Here is a 15,158-nt window from a genome sequence, read left to right as displayed (position 1 = left end):
CCGGGCCGGTGCTCACTCCGCCTCGGCGACGAGCAACGCGTCGTCGACCGACACCTCGCCCGGCTCGACGACGCGGGCGTAGACGCCGGCGCACTGCGAGGGTGTCTGGGTCACCTCGAGCGTGCACTCGCCGAGACGGACGATGCGGCCCACGAGCTTCTCGAGCACGGACGACTCCATGTCGAGGACGATGTTGGCCTTGGGGTGGGTCGCGACGAAGTCGTCGACCGCGACGAGGTGCACGGCATGCTTCTTCGAGCGGTTGCCCTCCGGGCCGGACTCGGTGACCTCGACGGAGGCGAGCTCCTGGCCGGGGGCGTCGGAGTCGGGATAGATGAACAGGCTCGAGACCGTGGCGATCATGGTCGCCACGCTAGTGCGTGCAGGCCTGCACCGCCGCGGTCACCGTGCCGTGGAAGTGGTCGGCGCCGATGGCCTCGACCAGCCCGACCGAGTCCAGGCGGTCCCTCAGCTCCTGCGCCGCCCGTGCCACGTGCAGCTCGATGTTGCGCTCGCGGAGCCCGTCGAGCACCTCGCGCAGCGCGACCTCAGCGCTGGCGTCGAGGTCGCTGATGAACGAGCCGTCGAGCACCACGTGCCGCACGGGTTTGGGCGCACCGTCCACGGCGGCCCACAGCCGGCGCTTGAAGTAGTGGGCGTTGGCGAAGAACAGCCGGTCCTGGATGCGGTAGACGACGACACCCGCGCTGACGCCCGCGTCGGGCTGGTCCGCGACGTCCACGTAGCGGTCGTCATGGGCGGACCAGCCCAGCACGGCGTCGGCGGGTCGTGCCGCCCGACGCACGATGTCGGCGACGGACAGCAGGACCGCCACGATGATCGCCTGGAGGACCCCGACCGCCACGACGCACACGACCGTGATGGCGGCGATGACGACCTCGACCCTGCTGCTGCGGGCCAGCTCGCGCCACTGCACCGGGTCGATCAGCTTGGCCGCCGCGTACACGATGACCGCACCGAGCACCGCCGAGGGGAGGTACTCGATCGGCGCGGTGAGGAAGAGCAGGATGACGACGATCGTCCCTGCGGCCGCCAGCCCGCTGACCTGGCTCGTGGCCCCCATGTCGTCGTTGACCGCGGTGCGCGACCCGCTCGTCCCGACCGGGATGCTCTGCGTGACGCCGGCCGAGATCTGGGCCACCCCGAAGGCGAGGAGCTCCTGGTTGGCGTCGACGACCTCGTGGTGGCGCGCCGCGAAGGAGCGTGCCGTGAGGATGGAGTCCGAGAAGGCGACGAGGAACACCGCGAGGGCCGCGACCACGAGCGTCCCGAGGTCTGCGCGTGACACGTCCGGCAGCTCGAGCGACGGCAGTCCCCGCGGCACGGGCCCGGTGACCGAGACCCCGTGGGCGACGAGGTCCAGGGCCCAGGACGCGGCGATGCCGAGGATCACGACCGCGAGGGCACCCGGCAGTCGCTTGCTGATCCGGCCGGCGACGACCAGCAGGGCCAACGAGACGAGACCCACGAGGACGGTGGCGCCGTTGGCGCTGCCGAGGTGGCCGACGATGTCGACCGTCTCGGGGATGGCCCCCTCCGCGTCGCTCGAGACGCCGAGCAGCTTGCCGAGCTGGCCGAGGATCAGCACGACGGCGACGCCGGTGATGTAGCCGACGAGGACCGCCTGCGAGAAGTAGTCGGCGATCCAGCCGAGGCGGGCCAGCCGGGCCGCCAGGAAGACGACCCCCACCATGATCGCGAGCAACGAGGCCAGCGCGGCGTACTGGGCGCTGCCGCCCGCGGCCAGCGGCGCGACCACGGTCGCGATCAAGAGCGACACGGTGCCCTCCGGGCCGACCACCACCCGGGGCGCCGACCCGAGGACCGCGTAGGCCAGCACCGGGAGGAGCAGGGCGTAGAGACCGGCGCTGACCGGGACGCCGGCCAGCTCGGCGTAGGCCATCGCCGACGGCAGGGCCAACGCCGCCACCGTGACACCGGCGACGAGGTCCGTGCGCAGGCGCGGCCGCGTGTACGCCGCGAGGGACCGCGCGAAGGGAACGTACCGCGTCGTGATCGGCGGTCGAGTCGCGGACGCGAACGCACCGCGACCCTTGTAGGCCCTGTCGAACGGCTGCACGGCTCCAGCCAAGCCATCTGCGCGACGACCCGCATCGCCCGAAGAGGACCACGTGCGTCGACCGCCGGTGACGAACCATGGACGCGAACGGTCACTCGGCGGTTCGCCGAGGTTTGAGGAAGGCCCGACCGCTGCGGCGGCGTCGGAGGTAGCCTACGAGGGCGGCGAGGCGAGACCCTGGACCGGACGACGCCCAGACGCGACGACGCAGCGCCGGAGGCCAGCGATGAGCAAGAAGAAGGCCAGGAAGTCGAACCCCAGTGAGCTGTTGCGCGCCCGGACCGCGGGTGAGCGCGACGCGTCCTCGGCTGGGGCGAAACTGGGTCGGAAGGCCTACGAGGCGGAGCTGGCGGTGCTGCAGGCGGAGCTCGTGGCCATGCAGGAGTGGGTGAAGGCGTCCGGTGCCAAGGTGTGCGTCGTGTTCGAGGGGCGGGACACGGCCGGCAAGGGCGGCACGATCAAGCGCATCGTCGAGCGCGTGAGCCCGCGGGTCTTCCGCGTGGTCGCGTTGCCGTCGCCGACTGACCGGGAGAGGTCACAGATGTACATCCAGCGGTACATCAAGCACTTCCCGGCGGCCGGTGAGGTCGTGATCTTCGACCGCAGCTGGTACAACCGAGCGGGGGTCGAGCGGGTGATGGGCTTCTGCACGCCCGCCCAGACCGACCGCTTTCTCGAGCAGGTCCCTGCCGTCGAGAAGGCCATCGTCGACTCGGGCATCATCCTGCTCAAGTACTGGCTCGAGGTCGGTTCCGACGAGCAGACGCGCCGGATCGAGAACAGGATCCATGACCCGCGCAAGGTGTGGAAGCTCTCCGACATGGACCTGGAGTCCTACAGCCGCTGGTACGACTACTCCCGGGCTCGCGACGCGATGTTCGCCGCTTCGGACACCCCGTGGGCCCCGTGGAACGTCGCCTACACGGACAGCAAGAGGCGGGGCCGGCTGAACGTCATCAGCCACCTGCTGAGCCAGGTGCCCTACGAGCCGCTCGAGTCGAAGGACGTCGAGCTACCGGAGCGTCAGGCACCGGGCGACTACCGTGCCCCGGCCCTGCCGCCGCGCTTCATCCCGACTCCGTTCTGAGTGCGCCCCTTGTCCAACCCGGGACTGCAGTGGGGCGCCCGGGTCCCCTGCCGGCCGACCGAGCCGACGCGCAGGAGGTCACCCCGATGACCGTCGACGACACGGACCGGACGACAGCGGACGAGAGACCGGGCCGCGGCGCGTTCACGACGCGCACCCGCCGGCTGTTCCTGGCCTGGGGCACGGCGAGCACCGCGGTCTGCCTGGCCCTCTGCGCCCTGGCCGTGGCCCATCCGGAGATCCTCGACCGCTGGGACCACGTCCTGCAGCTCGGTCCCGACGCGTGGCGGCCCGGTTCACCGTGGCTCGAACGCCCGCTGGTGGGGATCTCCTACGCCTTCGGCACCGTGGCCAGCGCGGTCGCGACGGCCCTCGTGGCCGGTGTGCTGGTGGTCAGGAAGCAGGGTCGGGCGGCCGCGTACGTCGTGGTGGCCATCGGCGGCACCTCGCTCGTGACCAGTGTGCTCAAGCACTACGTCGACCTGGGAAGGCCCGTCGTGGTGCACCCGATCATCGAGTACGCGTCCAGCGCGATGCCGAGCGGCCACGCGTCGAACATCGCCGCAGCCGTCACGACCGCGTGCGTGCTGTCGGCTCTGTTCCTCCGCCAGCGCGCGCGTCGCCGACTCGTCCTGGTGGTCGGTGTGCTGGTCTCGCTCGTCGTCGGCCTCGATCGGCTCATGCTCGGGGTGCACACGCTCACCGAGGTGGTTGCCGGCTACGCCCTCGGAGTCGGAGTGGGCCTGATCGCCGCCTACGTCGTCGACCCGGCGGCGCGGGTCCGTACGGAGCAGGTGGCAGAGTCCGGCGGTCCGGGATCACGATGAAGGGCGCTTCGCGCGTGAAGCGTGGTTCGAGGACCTGACCCGGTGACGAGTGGTCCCGGAGCGCCGGGAGCTGCGGTCATCAGTGGCCCAGCCGCGAGGCCACGGTCGAGGACGCGCGTCCGAGTCCGGCACCGACGGAAGCACCGACCAGCACGTCGCCGGGGTAGTGCACCCCGGTGTACACGCGCGAGAACGCCACGACTGCCGCAGACACTCGTAGAGGCCACCGCAGCTCTGGCACCATCGCGCTGGTCGCGACGCAGAATGCCGTCGCGGACGCGGAGTGCCCCGAAGGGAAGGAGGCAGATGACGGCATGCCCACCCATCGGGACTCGGGCACGCCCAGCTCGACGCGCCGCGGGCGACGACGGGCTGCCAGCTTCATCGGCTGGTTGACCAGGAGGGAGGTCACCCCGATCGCGGCTACCCCCGTGAGGGCGGCACGGCGCCCCCTCGCCCCACCGAATACGGCCAGGCCCCCCGCCACGAGGAGCCAGGGTTTGGAGAAGTTGGCGAAGTCTGACGCCCGGCGTAGCGGCTCGTCGAGCCACGGTGTGTTCAGCTCTGCCACGACGCGATAGGCGCTGCGGTCGGCCGCGTCCAATCTCCGCAGCAGCCGCACGACCCCGGCCAGGCGAGGCGAGCCGCGACTTTCGAGGCCCTTGGCGAGCAGCGCTTCGACAGGCTCGGGCGGGGTCGGACCGCTCATCCGGCCCCCGCTTCCCGCCCGGTCGCAACCTGCCAGAGCGCAGCGAGTGTCGACCTGGCAGTGATGCGTGCGGGACGGGCAGCACGCGATCGTCGAAGAGCCGCGCGCGGAAGTCGGACCGTGACCGCGCCGGGGCGGATGGTGAAGCGCAACGGGGGGTCGAGGACCAGGGCCTCGCCATCCACGCCGACCTCCACGCGCCCCGAAGACCGTACGTCGAACTCGGACGCCGTCCACTCATCCCACCCGGAGAAACGCTGGACCTGACCGGTCATCTCCAGGGCGGCGAGCTTCTCGGCGTCCGCCGCCGAGCCGACCCGCAGCGAGACGACCCCGAGCACGCCGCTGTCGAGCCGCTCTCGCGTGCCCCCGCCGCGGAGGTGAGCGAGATCGTAGGGGTTGTTGGACACCAGCAGCAGCTGACCCGGAACCGCCTCCTCACCGGAGGGCAGCGTGTAGTGCAGGTCGAGAGCGTTGGCCCCGGGTCCGAGCATGTCGGGCAGCAGGGCCGAGGCGGTCTGCACCTTCGCATCCCGGTAGTCCGCCGACTGCACGACCTTGGCGTAGACGCCCATCGACGCGTTGTTGACGAAGACGCGCCCGTTGATCTCAGCGAGATCCACCCTCGTGTCGACTCCGTCGTCGAAGGCATCCAGCGCACCGGGCACGTCTTCGCGGTCGATGCCCAGGTCGAGCGCGAAGTGGTTGCGCGTCCCTGCGGGCACGACGACGAAGGGAAGACCGTGCCGACTCGCGATCGAGGCGACGAGCGCAAGTGAGCCGTCCCCTCCGGCCATCCCCAGCAGATCCGCGCCGCGGGCGACCGCGTCCTCGGCCACTGCTCGCAGGTCGTCGCCGGGGTTGAGGACATAGGGCTCGACACCACGCTGCCGGCAGAGGTCGACGAGGCCGAAACGCTCGACCTTGCCCCCGCCGGACCGCGGGTTCATGATGAGGACCGCCTGCCTCGCCCTGGGTGCGGCCTCGGCGTCGTCGGCCTGGGCTGTCGGGGCCAGTGCGTAGCCGGCCGCTGCGGTGGAGACCGCGGCGAGTGCGAGCCCGACCGCCAGCACACGACCGCTCTGGCTCGCGAGGATCACCGCGACGAAGCCGACCAGGGCGATGGCCCCGAGCGCAGCGGCAGCTGCTCGGACGGCGCCCCTGCGGGACACGACGTACCACGCGGCCACCACCGCCACCCCGAGCGAGACCACACTGGCCAGCAGGACGTCCCAGCGGCGGATGGAGACGACCGCGAGGAACAGCAAGGCGGCAGCGAACGCTGTCAGCGCGAGTGCTGCCGAGGCTCTGCGAGCGGCGCTGCGTCTGCCGCCACTGTCGGACGTCGTCATGCCGGCTCCTTCGGAGAGCGCCAGCCGGCACCGGTCTGGCGCCGGAACTCGGCGACGGCCTCGTCGACCGTCGGGAGGAAGTGCTCCGGGGAGATGGTGCGGGTCAGCTCGTACCGCTCGATCTTCGCACGCACCGGATCCTTCATCTCCGCAAAGACGAGAGACACCCCACGCTCGTTGAGCCACGTGTCGAGGTCCTCCAGCATGTCCGAGGCCGTCGTGTCGACGTCCGTGATCGGCTCGGCGGCGACGACGATCCAGCGCAGCGCCGGGTCGTCGTCGACCATCGCGCGCACGTTCTCGCCGAAGCCCCGGGCGTTGGCGAAGATGAGCGGCGCGTCGAACCGATAGACGATCAGCCCGGGCAACCGCTCCGCGTCCGGGTAGCTCTCGGTGTCGTGCAGTCCCGCAACCCCTTCGACGCGCCCGAGCTCGGCCTGGTGCGGCCACCAGGTGCGGCGAAAGACGTTGAGGATGGACAGACCCACCGCGATGAGGATGCCGGGCAGCACCCCGAGGAGGGCCACACCGAGCAGGGCGATGAGGGAGAGGAGGAACTCCGTCCGGCGCTGCAACCAGAGCCGACGAGTGCCGGCGACGTCGGTCAGCGACACGGCCGCCGCGATGACGATGGCGCCGAGCGTGGGTTGCGGCACGTACTGCATGAGGGCGTTGGCGAAGAGCAGGACGGCGGCGATCACTGCGGCGCCGACCACCCCGGTGACCTGGGACCGAGAGCCGGCCTGTTCCGCCACCGCGGTCCGCGAACCGCTGGTGCTGACCGGGAAGCCCTGGAACGCGCCGGCGGCGATGTTGGCTGCTCCGATGCCGATCATCTCCTGGTTCCCCTGGACGCGTTCGCCCTGACGGGCCGCGAAGGCCGAGGCCGTGGACATCGTGTCGGCGAGAGCGACGACGGCGATGGCCAGCGCCCCGAGGAAGAGGGGCGGGACGTCGCCCCAGCCCACCTGCGGGATGGTGAACGTCGGGAGGCCTTGTGGGAGGACCCCGACCGTGTCGACCCCGTGGGCCTGGAGCTCGAACACCTTGACCAGGAGAGCGGTCAACACCACGATCACCAGCACGCTCGGGACCTTCGGGATGAACCTGTTGAGGAGCAGGATGCCGGCCAGGGCACTGACCCCGATGACGGCCGCCGTACGGTTGGCCGAGCCCGTGAACAGCCCGGACACGAAGGCGTTCGCCTCGGCCACGAGACCGCTCGCGTCGGTGGAGAAGCCGAAGAGCTTGGGTAGCTGGCCGACGATGATCGTCAGCGCCAGCCCGTTCATGTAGCCGATCTGGGTCGGCTTCGACAGCAGGTCAGCGACGAAGCCGAACCGGGCCAGTCCCGCAACGACCATGACGACGCCGACGATGATCGCCAGCATCGACGCGAGCGCGACGGCTCGGGCAGGGTCTCCACCGGCGAGCAGGAGGGGAAGGATCGTCGCCGCGATCATGGGCCCCAGCGACGAGTCCGGTCCCAGCACGAGGACCCGCGAGGGCCCGAAGACCGCATAGCCGATCAGGCACAGGATGGAGGTGTACAACCCCGTGACGGGCGGCAGCCCGGCGAGCTGTGCATAGGCCATTCCCTGCGGCACCAACAACGCGGACAGGACCAGACCTGCGACGACGTCCTTCGGCAGCCAGGACCGCTCGTAGGAGCGCACCAGTCGCAGACCGGGGACGTGCTCCTTCCACGTGCGCTCTCCGACATCAGGTCGGTCGGCGGGCGCGGCCACGGTCAGCCGAGGTTCTGGGTGCGCATGCCGCGGCCGGCTCGGCCTGCGCCCGAGCGGTGTCGTCCCGCGTGAAGAGCGTTCACAGGTGGAGCCTACAGGCGGGGCGAGCGGGTGTCCCCGTGCTTCATCCGGTTTCGTCGGAGCCGTCGTTCCGTGGACGGCTTCGACCCAACGTTCGTCGGTCGGTGGACGTGAAGGGACTCGAACCCCTGACCTCTCGCGTGTGAAGCGAGCGCTCTAACCAGCTGAGCTACACGTCCGGGCACCCCTGTGCCGACGTGATGTCCGGCTGGCGTCGGGGTGACGGAGGGAAACAATAGCCGGTGGTGGCGCCGTCACGGTAATCGCCCTGCGCGAGGCGCGGGTCAGTCGACGCCGGGCACCTGAGTCAGCAGCTGCTCGGCCCACTGGGGCACGAACTGCGGGATGCCCGCCCACGCGAGGTAGCCCCAGATGACGCCCCACACGATGAGCAGGGTGCCGAGGGCGACGAGACCGCGCACCCAGATCGCCTGGTCCATGATCCAGTCGTTCCAGCGGCTGACGTGGCGCCTGGCGAAGTCGAGCCAGCGTTGGGCGAACTCGAACTCGCTCGCGAGGATGAGCAGACCGAAGAAGACGACGAGCCATCCGGGCCCGGGCGCGGGGACCATGATGAGGCCACCGATCGTCACGACGCCGCCGACCACGCCCACTGCCGTGCGCCAGATGACGTGGGTGACGCGGTTGCGGCGCAGGCGCGCCCGCCAGGCCCAGCGGTCCTCGCTCGCGTCGAGCGTGACGTTGGGGTCGGAGTAGTCGACGGGCGGTCGGGTCTCGTCGCGGGTGCGGTCCTCCCCGGTCACGGGTCGCTGTCCCGCTCGGCGTTGCTGCGGAAGACCCGCTGCAGCTCGGTCGTGACGGGGCGGTCGGCGGACAGGTCCCGGTCGTCGACGGCGTGGACGGGCAGGACGTCCTTGGTCGAGCTCGTGATGAAGACCTCGTCGGCGCTGCGGAGCACGTCGAGCGGCAGGGTCTCCTCGCGGATCTCGAGGCCGGCGGCGCGGCCCCACTCGATGGTGAGCTCGCGGGTGATGCCGAGCAGCAGGCCGGACTCGGCCGGCGGTGTCAGCACGACGCCGTCGACGACGACGAAGACGTTGCTCCCGGTGCATTCGCAGAGCTCGCCTCGGGTGTTGCCGAAGACGGCCTCGACGGCGCCCACCTGCTTGGCGCGGGCGAAGGCGACGACGTTCTCCGCGTACGACGTCGTCTTGAGCCCGACGACGGCAGAGCGTTCGTTGCGGGTCCACGGGACGACGGTGAGCTTCCCGCTCGACGGAGGGAGTGGCTGCGGAGCCGCGAGGACGATGTAGGTCAGCGCCGTGTCGTCGCGGTCGGACCCGAGCGGCCCGACGCCGCCCGTGACGCTGTAGCGCAGCCGCCCGAAGTCGATGGCGGGCCCGTCGAGGACCGCGGCCACACCCTTGTCGACGACGGCGAGGTCGAGGGGCGGCAGGCCGAGCCCGGTGGCCGACCGCTCGAGGCGTCGGTGGTGTCGCGTCAGCGCGAAGGGGACGCCGGAGGCGATCTTGGCGGTCTCGAAGACGCCGTCCCCGACCGTGACCGAGTGGTCGAGCGCGGAGACGGAGGGGCCGGTCGGGTCGACGAGGTCGCCGTTGACCCAGACGCGCGTGGTCGTGCTCATGGTCCCTTCCTGGTGGCTCGGCGGCCGCCCGGAAGGCGCCCGACGGGAGCCCTCATGGTGTCACAGTGCCGGCGGCGAGCCCGATGAGGCGGGCCGCCTTGAGCTCGGTCTCGGCCCACTCCCCCTCGGGGTCGGAGTGCCACGTGATGCCGGCACCCGTGCCGAACCGCAGCCACCGCCGGCCCACCTCGTCGCGCTCGGACCAGAAGGTCCGGATGCCGACGGCGAGGTCTGCCTCCCGGGCGTCGGCGTCGACCCAGCCGACCGCGCCGCAGTACGGGCCGCGGGGCACCGTCTCGAGGTCCCGGATCGCTGTGAGCGCGCTGGACTTCGGCGCCCCGGAGACCGACCCCGGCGGGTAGGCGGCAGTGAAGACCTCGGCCCATCCCACCTCCTCACGCAGGTGCCCGCTGACCGTCGAGACGAGGTGCACGAGACCCGGGTGGGCCTCGATCGTGCAGAGCTCGTCGACGGAGACGGTCCCGGGCTCGCAGACACCCGACAGGTCGTTGCGCATGAGGTCGACGATCATGACGTTCTCGGCGTAGTCCTTGGGCAGCATCTGCTCGGCGGTCGCGGCGGTGCCCTTGATGGGGCGGGTCACGAGGGACGCGCCGCGTCGCCCTAGGAAGAGCTCCGGCGACGCGCTGACGACGTCGAGGCCTGCCTCATCGCACCGGACCCGCGCGGCATGCGGCGCCGGGTTGCCCTGTCGCAGAAGGGCATCGAGCCCGTCGAGGTCGGCGTCGTCGGGCAGCTCGTGGCTGAGCACGCGGCAGACGTTGACCTGGTAGACGGTCCCGGACGCGATGCGCTCACGCACCTCGCGCACGACGCCGACGTATGCCCTCCGGTCGAGTGACGAGTGCCAGTGGCGGTCGAGCGGCTGCCATGCCACAGCCGACGCCCGGCTGGCCGCGGCGGCCGGCCCGGCGGCATACGCCCTCGGGGTGACCTCGGCGAAACGCACGGCGGTCACGGCACCCTCGAAGGCGGCCACGACAGCCCAGAAGCCCTCGCGCGTCATCGCGTCGAGGGCTTCGTGGCCGTGGCGGACGTCGACGACACCGCGGGCGTCCCGGTCGGCGAAGCGGGCGTGGTCCACCTGCAGATCGTAGGCCTAGGCGGAGAGGGCCTTCTCGATGTCGCCGGCGAGGTCGGCGGGGTCGGTCGTCGGTGCGTAGCGGCCGATGACCGTGCCGTCGCGGGCGACGAGGAACTTCGTGAAGTTCCACTTGATCTTCTTGCCGAGCAGGCCGCCCTTCTCGGACTTGAGCCACGTGTAGACGGGGTGCTCGTCCGCGCCGTTGACGTCGACCTTCGAGAACATCGGGAAGGTGACGCCGTAGTTCTTCTGGCAGAAGGCGCCGATCTCCTCGTCGCTGCCCGGGTCCTGACCACCGAACTGGTTGCACGGGAAGCCGAGGACCGTCAGGCCCTGGGCGCGGTAGGTCTCGTAGAGCTGCTCGAGGCCGCCGAGCTGCGGGGTGTAGCCGCACTCGCTGGCGGTGTTGACGACGAGGACGACGTCACCGGCGTACTCGCCCAGCGACACCTCCCCGCCGTCGATGGAGGTGGCCTTGAAGTCGTGCAGGACGGTCACGGTGTCTCCTCTGGTGGTCATGCGTCACCCCGATCCTCACCCGCGGAGCCCCCGAACCGCGAATCGGTGGTCGTGCGGTCGTGCGGTCGTGCGGCGGCAGGGTGCAGCGTTGTCGCGGTGCGTCGTGACGGTGGTTCGGCGCCGTGGACCACGCGGATGGGTCAGGCCCCCGCGTCGTCGGGCTCGGGGGGCACGTCGTTGCCATCGCGCTCGTCGCGATCGGCCCACTCGAGCAGCGTGCTGAAGTCGAAGACGGCGTCGTCGATGCCGGCATGCAGGTCACCGAGGCGGGCGAAGCGCTCGGGCATGGTGGCGATGGTGAAGTCCTGCGGTTCGGCGTCGGCGATCTCGTCCCACGCCAGCGGAGCCGAGACGGTGCCGCGCGGGTTGCCCCGGACGCTGTAGGCCGCTGCGATGGTGTGGTCACGCGCGTTCTGGTTGTAGTCGACGAAGAGGTCCTTCGGCGACCGGTCCTTGCGCCACCACGTCGTCGTCACGTCGTCGGGCAGCCGCCGCTCGACCTCGCGGGCGAACGCCAGCGCGCCGCGGCGCACGTCCTTGAACCCCCAGTCGGGGGCGATCCGGACGTAGACGTGCAGCCCTGAGCCGCCCGAGGTCTTGGGCCAGCCGACGGCGCCGAGCTCGTCGAGGATCTCGTGCGTCGTGGCCGCGGCCCGCCGCACCTTCTCGAAGCCACACTCGGGCATCGGGTCGAGGTCGATGCGCCACTCGTCGGGGCTCTCGGTGTCGGCGCGACGGCTGTTCCACGGGTGGAACTCGACCGTCGACATCTGCACCGCCCAGATGACGTCGGCGAGACGGGTCACGCAGAGCTCGTCGGCGTGGAGGCCGTAGCGCGGGAAGTGCAGACGTACGGTCTCGACCCAGGGCGGGGCACCGGCGGGCAGCCGCTTCTGGTGCACCTTCGGCCCGTCGACGCCCTTGGGGAAGCGGTGCAGCATGCACGGCCGCTCACGCAGGGCGTTGACGATCCCGGGGCCGACGGACAGGTAGTAGTCGACGAGGTCGCGCTTGGTCTCGCCGCGCTGGGAGAAGTAGACGCGGTCGGGGCTCGACAGCCGCACGGTGTGGTCGCCGACCTCGATCTCGACGGCGGGGGCCTTGCTCGACGCAGCCATGGCCGACAGCCTACGGACTGGATCAGCGTCGGCGCCTGAACCGGCCGGCGGCACACGCCCCCGAACGTGCGGCAGGGCCCGCCGACGTGAGTCGACGGGCCCTTCCGACGGAGCGGACGACCGGGCTCGAACCGGCGACCTCAACCTTGGCAAGGTTGCGCTCTACCAACTGAGCTACGTCCGCCTGGCAGGCCCTCGGAGCGGGGGGCTCCGTGGGTGCGAGGTAGACCATAGCGGACGGTCACCCGGTTGGCGAAATGCGCCGAAACCCACTCTCGGAGTGGCCGTTCGGCTACTTGTCGACGGCCATCTCGCCGAGTTCGGACCACTGCGTCCCGGCGACCGTCGTGTTGACGATCCTCGGGGTGGCCGCGAGGTAGGCCGGCAGGTCGGAGGTGGCCTCGCGGAAGTGCTCGCTCTGCACGTGGGCGCCTCCGGCGGCGTCGTCACGGAAGGCCTCGACGAGGACGTACTCGGTCGGGTCGTCGAGGCTGCGCGACCAGTCGAACCAGAGGCAGCCGTCCTCGGCGCGGGTGGCCTCGGTGAAGGCCCGGGAGATCTCGGGCCAGTCGTCGGCGTGCTCGGGCTTCACGGGGAACTTCGCGGTGATGAAGATCAAGGCAGGTCACTCCTGGTCTGGATGGGTCGGTCTCGTGTGTGCCGGGAGCGGCGCTCGCGACACGGTCCTCGGGTGGGATACCCGAACCGGGGACGCCACCCATCGTGCAGCCTCCTGCCGCTTCATCCCCGGGGAGTGATGTCGGGTGTGGGGCCGGCACGTTCCATGGAGGTATGTGCCGCTGGATGGTGTACTCGGGTGACCCGATCCTCGCCGAGGACCTGCTCTTCAAACCGGAGCACTCGCTCATCGAGCAGAGCCTCCACTCCCGGATGGGCGCCACGACGACGAACGGCGACGGGTTCGGGATCGGCTGGTACGGAGACGACCCCCGACCCGCGGTCTTCAAGAGCGTCGACCCCGCATGGAACGACGAGAACCTCCGCGAGCTCACGACGCAGGTGCGCACGCGCCTGATGTTCGCCCACGTGCGGGCCTCGACCGGGACCCCGGTGCAACGGAGCAACTGCCACCCGTTCCGGCACGACACGTGGCTCTGGATGCACAACGGCGCCGTCTACGGCTTCCACGAGCTCAAGCGCGACCTCATGTTCGCGATCGACCCCTCGCTCTATCCCGACGTCGAGGGATCGACCGACTCTGAGGCGCTCTTCTTCCTCGCCCTGACCTTCGGCCTGCAGGACGACCCAGTCGGCGGTGTCGCCCGAGCCGTCGGCTTCGTCGAGGACCTCGCCGAACGACGCGGCGTGAGCAACCCCGTCCAGGCCACGTTGGCCACGAGCGACGGCGAACGTGTCTGGGCCTTCCGCTACTCGTCGCAGCACCAGAGCCGCACCCTCTTCCACTCGACCAACGTGGGTCAGCTGCGCGAGCTCCACCCGGAGGTGGAGATGCTCCGCACCCTCGGTGACGAAGCACGGTTCGTCGTGTCCGAGCCGCTCCGGGACCTGCCGGGCGCCTGGCGTGAGGTGCCGGAGTCGTCCTGCGGCATCATCCAGCCCGGCGACGACGAGTTGCGGCCCTTCGAGCCGGTCCGACCCACCCACGTGGCCTGAGGGCGCCAGTCGGCCCGTGCACCCCCGAAGGACTGCACGGGCCGGATGACCCCGGAGCCGGGCTCTGGTCAGAGACCCAGGATCCGGGACTTCTGGGTCTGGAACTCCTGCTCGGTGAGCACCCCCGAAGCACGGAGCTCGCCGAGCTGCTGCAGACGGGCCAGGTCGGCGTCAGGGTCGGGGGCCGCGGGTGGTGGCGGTGGCGGTGGCGGAGCGGCGTACTGCGGCTCCTGCTCCGGTGGTGCCTCCTGGGCCGCCCACCGGCCGGCCTGTCGCCGTGACACCCGGTTGGACACCGCTGTCGCGGTCCCGGCGACGACGGCCGTCCGCGCCACCCCACGTAGTAGTCCCATCGTGTTCTCCTCCTTCTCGACTGCGGTTCGTCCTGACGTTCACGAGCCCTGGCACCGACCCGGTGCGGGACGTCGCTGGTCGGCGTCGCTACTCGGCGTCGCCGGCGGCGGCCTCGAGCGCCTCGAGCCGGGCGATGACGGCGTCGGCGGGGAGTCGGACGCTGGCGACGACCTCGGCTCCGGCCCGCCTCATGGCGGAGACGAACGGACCGGCCCAGGTGTTCTCGTAGACGAGGACGGCCACCGCATCCCCGGGCTTCACGAGGTCCGCCGCCGCGGCGAGGTCCTCCTCGTCCAACAGGTCGGACTCGACGCCTTCGAAGACGGCGAGGTCGAGCGTGCCGTCCCCGTCGAGGTCGGTGATGGCAACCGCGGTGACCGTCCCGTCCGCGTCCCGGACGAGGCCTCGCATGTCGAGCACCCGGATGGTGCCGGCGTCGACGAGCCTGACCAGCTCGGCCAGACCTTCGCCCGTGAGCCGGGCGCCGGGAAACTCCAGCGCAAGGTAGTCGATCGGTCCGACATCGACGTTGACACTCATGTCTGCCTCCTTGGCGACTCTCGACTGACACCCCGACACTCGTCCCGGGGCTGGTCCCCGTGCATCGCTCCACGAGGATGAGTTGACCGTGACCTGTCGACGGCGTTGCTCAGCTCACGGGGTCGTGACCCGGCGTCGGGTCGCCGACCTGGTGCACCGCGGTGACGCCGATCCCGAGCGTCTCCAGCAGGGCCAGGACGCGAGGCAAGGCCTCGGGGTCGGCCGTCGGCAGACTGAGGACCGTCGCGCCGCCGACGTCACGTCGCGGGATCGTGCCGAGGGCGTCGGCGAGGTCCGCTGACAGCTGCCCGTCGACGACGACCTCGTACACCTGCATGCTGCGCCCCACATTCCGATCTCGGCGATGCCCTTCCGC

At 70.9% G+C, this 15,158-nt stretch carries 17 protein-coding genes and 2 tRNA genes; 3 read left to right on the top strand and 16 right to left on the bottom strand.

What is annotated here, in order from left to right; genetic code table 11:
- Positions 1-12: 12 nt before the first annotated feature.
- Complete coding sequence (locus AB4Z14_RS00235; protein ID WP_442273400.1) at positions 13-363, bottom strand: hypothetical protein; 351 nt, start codon at positions 361-363, stop codon at positions 13-15.
- Between the two features lie 10 nt (positions 364-373).
- Positions 374-2,101 (bottom strand): SulP family inorganic anion transporter, encoded by a 1,728-nt coding sequence (locus AB4Z14_RS00230; RefSeq protein WP_442273399.1) that lies wholly within the window; start codon positions 2,099-2,101, stop codon positions 374-376.
- A 226-nt stretch (positions 2,102-2,327) separates the two neighbouring features.
- Between AB4Z14_RS00230 and ppk2 the strand changes: the two genes are divergently transcribed.
- Both ppk2 and AB4Z14_RS00220 read left to right on the top strand, forming a co-directional pair.
- Positions 2,328-3,188: a polyphosphate kinase 2 gene (gene ppk2, locus AB4Z14_RS00225; protein WP_442273398.1), complete on the top strand. Its 861-nt coding sequence runs from the start codon at positions 2,328-2,330 to the stop codon at positions 3,186-3,188.
- Positions 3,189-3,274: 86 nt separating this feature from the next.
- Positions 3,275-4,015, top strand: a complete 741-nt coding sequence (locus tag AB4Z14_RS00220; protein WP_442273397.1) for a phosphatase PAP2 family protein — start codon at positions 3,275-3,277, stop codon at positions 4,013-4,015.
- A gap of 79 nt (positions 4,016-4,094) precedes the next feature.
- On the opposite strand, the gene AB4Z14_RS00215 is transcribed toward AB4Z14_RS00220, so the two are convergent.
- The 11 genes from AB4Z14_RS00215 to AB4Z14_RS00165 form a co-directional block, all read right to left on the bottom strand.
- Positions 4,095-4,724, bottom strand: coding sequence for a phosphatase PAP2 family protein (locus AB4Z14_RS00215; RefSeq protein WP_442273396.1), 630 nt, complete (start codon positions 4,722-4,724; stop codon positions 4,095-4,097).
- Positions 4,721-6,076 carry a diacylglycerol/lipid kinase family protein gene (locus AB4Z14_RS00210; RefSeq protein ID WP_442273395.1) on the bottom strand — a complete coding sequence of 452 codons (1,356 nt, stop codon included), beginning with the start codon at positions 6,074-6,076 and terminating at the stop codon, positions 4,721-4,723. Before AB4Z14_RS00210 ends, AB4Z14_RS00215 begins: the two co-directional genes overlap by 4 nt.
- Complete coding sequence (locus tag AB4Z14_RS00205) at positions 6,073-7,824, bottom strand: SulP family inorganic anion transporter (protein WP_442273394.1); 1,752 nt, start codon at positions 7,822-7,824, stop codon at positions 6,073-6,075. The genes AB4Z14_RS00210 and AB4Z14_RS00205 overlap by 4 nt, the downstream gene beginning before the upstream one ends.
- A gap of 186 nt (positions 7,825-8,010) precedes the next feature.
- Positions 8,011-8,084 (bottom strand) — tRNA-Val (locus AB4Z14_RS00200).
- A 105-nt stretch (positions 8,085-8,189) separates the two neighbouring features.
- Complete coding sequence (locus AB4Z14_RS00195) at positions 8,190-8,669, bottom strand: TIGR02611 family protein (RefSeq protein WP_442273393.1); 480 nt, start codon at positions 8,667-8,669, stop codon at positions 8,190-8,192.
- On the bottom strand, positions 8,666-9,511 hold the full coding sequence (locus AB4Z14_RS00190; RefSeq protein ID WP_056825329.1) for an aminotransferase class IV: 846 nt from the start codon (positions 9,509-9,511) through the stop codon (positions 8,666-8,668). Before AB4Z14_RS00190 ends, AB4Z14_RS00195 begins: the two co-directional genes overlap by 4 nt.
- A gap of 52 nt (positions 9,512-9,563) precedes the next feature.
- Positions 9,564-10,616 (bottom strand): chorismate-binding protein, encoded by a 1,053-nt coding sequence (locus AB4Z14_RS00185; RefSeq protein WP_442273392.1) that lies wholly within the window; start codon positions 10,614-10,616, stop codon positions 9,564-9,566.
- A gap of 15 nt (positions 10,617-10,631) precedes the next feature.
- Positions 10,632-11,114: a glutathione peroxidase gene (locus AB4Z14_RS00180; protein ID WP_442273731.1), complete on the bottom strand. Its 483-nt coding sequence runs from the start codon at positions 11,112-11,114 to the stop codon at positions 10,632-10,634.
- A gap of 161 nt (positions 11,115-11,275) precedes the next feature.
- Positions 11,276-12,253, bottom strand: a complete 978-nt coding sequence (ligD, locus tag AB4Z14_RS00175) for a non-homologous end-joining DNA ligase (protein WP_442273391.1) — start codon at positions 12,251-12,253, stop codon at positions 11,276-11,278.
- Positions 12,254-12,364: 111 nt separating this feature from the next.
- Positions 12,365-12,437, bottom strand: a tRNA-Gly gene (locus tag AB4Z14_RS00170).
- A gap of 108 nt (positions 12,438-12,545) precedes the next feature.
- A complete protein-coding gene (locus AB4Z14_RS00165; RefSeq protein ID WP_442273390.1) occupies positions 12,546-12,872 on the bottom strand; it encodes a putative quinol monooxygenase in 327 nt (108 codons plus the stop codon).
- Positions 12,873-13,057: 185 nt separating this feature from the next.
- Here AB4Z14_RS00165 and AB4Z14_RS00160 point away from each other — a divergent pair, with 185 nt between their 5' ends.
- Positions 13,058-13,888, top strand: a complete 831-nt coding sequence (locus AB4Z14_RS00160; protein ID WP_442273389.1) for a class II glutamine amidotransferase — start codon at positions 13,058-13,060, stop codon at positions 13,886-13,888.
- Between the two features lie 68 nt (positions 13,889-13,956).
- Here AB4Z14_RS00160 and AB4Z14_RS00155 read toward each other — a convergent pair whose 3' ends face one another.
- The 3 genes from AB4Z14_RS00155 to AB4Z14_RS00145 all read right to left on the bottom strand — a co-directional run bounded on the left by AB4Z14_RS00155 (position 13,957) and on the right by AB4Z14_RS00145 (position 15,119).
- Positions 13,957-14,241, bottom strand: coding sequence for an SHOCT domain-containing protein (locus AB4Z14_RS00155; protein WP_442273388.1), 285 nt, complete (start codon positions 14,239-14,241; stop codon positions 13,957-13,959).
- An 88-nt stretch (positions 14,242-14,329) separates the two neighbouring features.
- Complete coding sequence (locus tag AB4Z14_RS00150; RefSeq protein ID WP_056777311.1) at positions 14,330-14,782, bottom strand: DUF6325 family protein; 453 nt, start codon at positions 14,780-14,782, stop codon at positions 14,330-14,332.
- 109 nt (positions 14,783-14,891) lie between these two features.
- On the bottom strand, positions 14,892-15,119 hold the full coding sequence (locus tag AB4Z14_RS00145) for a hypothetical protein (protein WP_056777314.1): 228 nt from the start codon (positions 15,117-15,119) through the stop codon (positions 14,892-14,894).
- Positions 15,120-15,158: the final 39 nt, after the last annotated feature.

This window comes from Terrabacter sp. 2TAF16, from assembly GCF_052115065.1.
Lineage (GTDB): Bacteria > Actinomycetota > Actinomycetes > Actinomycetales > Dermatophilaceae > Terrabacter.
The sequence above is the reverse complement of the archived record's forward strand: the minus strand, read 5'-3'. Positions and strand labels throughout refer to the sequence as shown.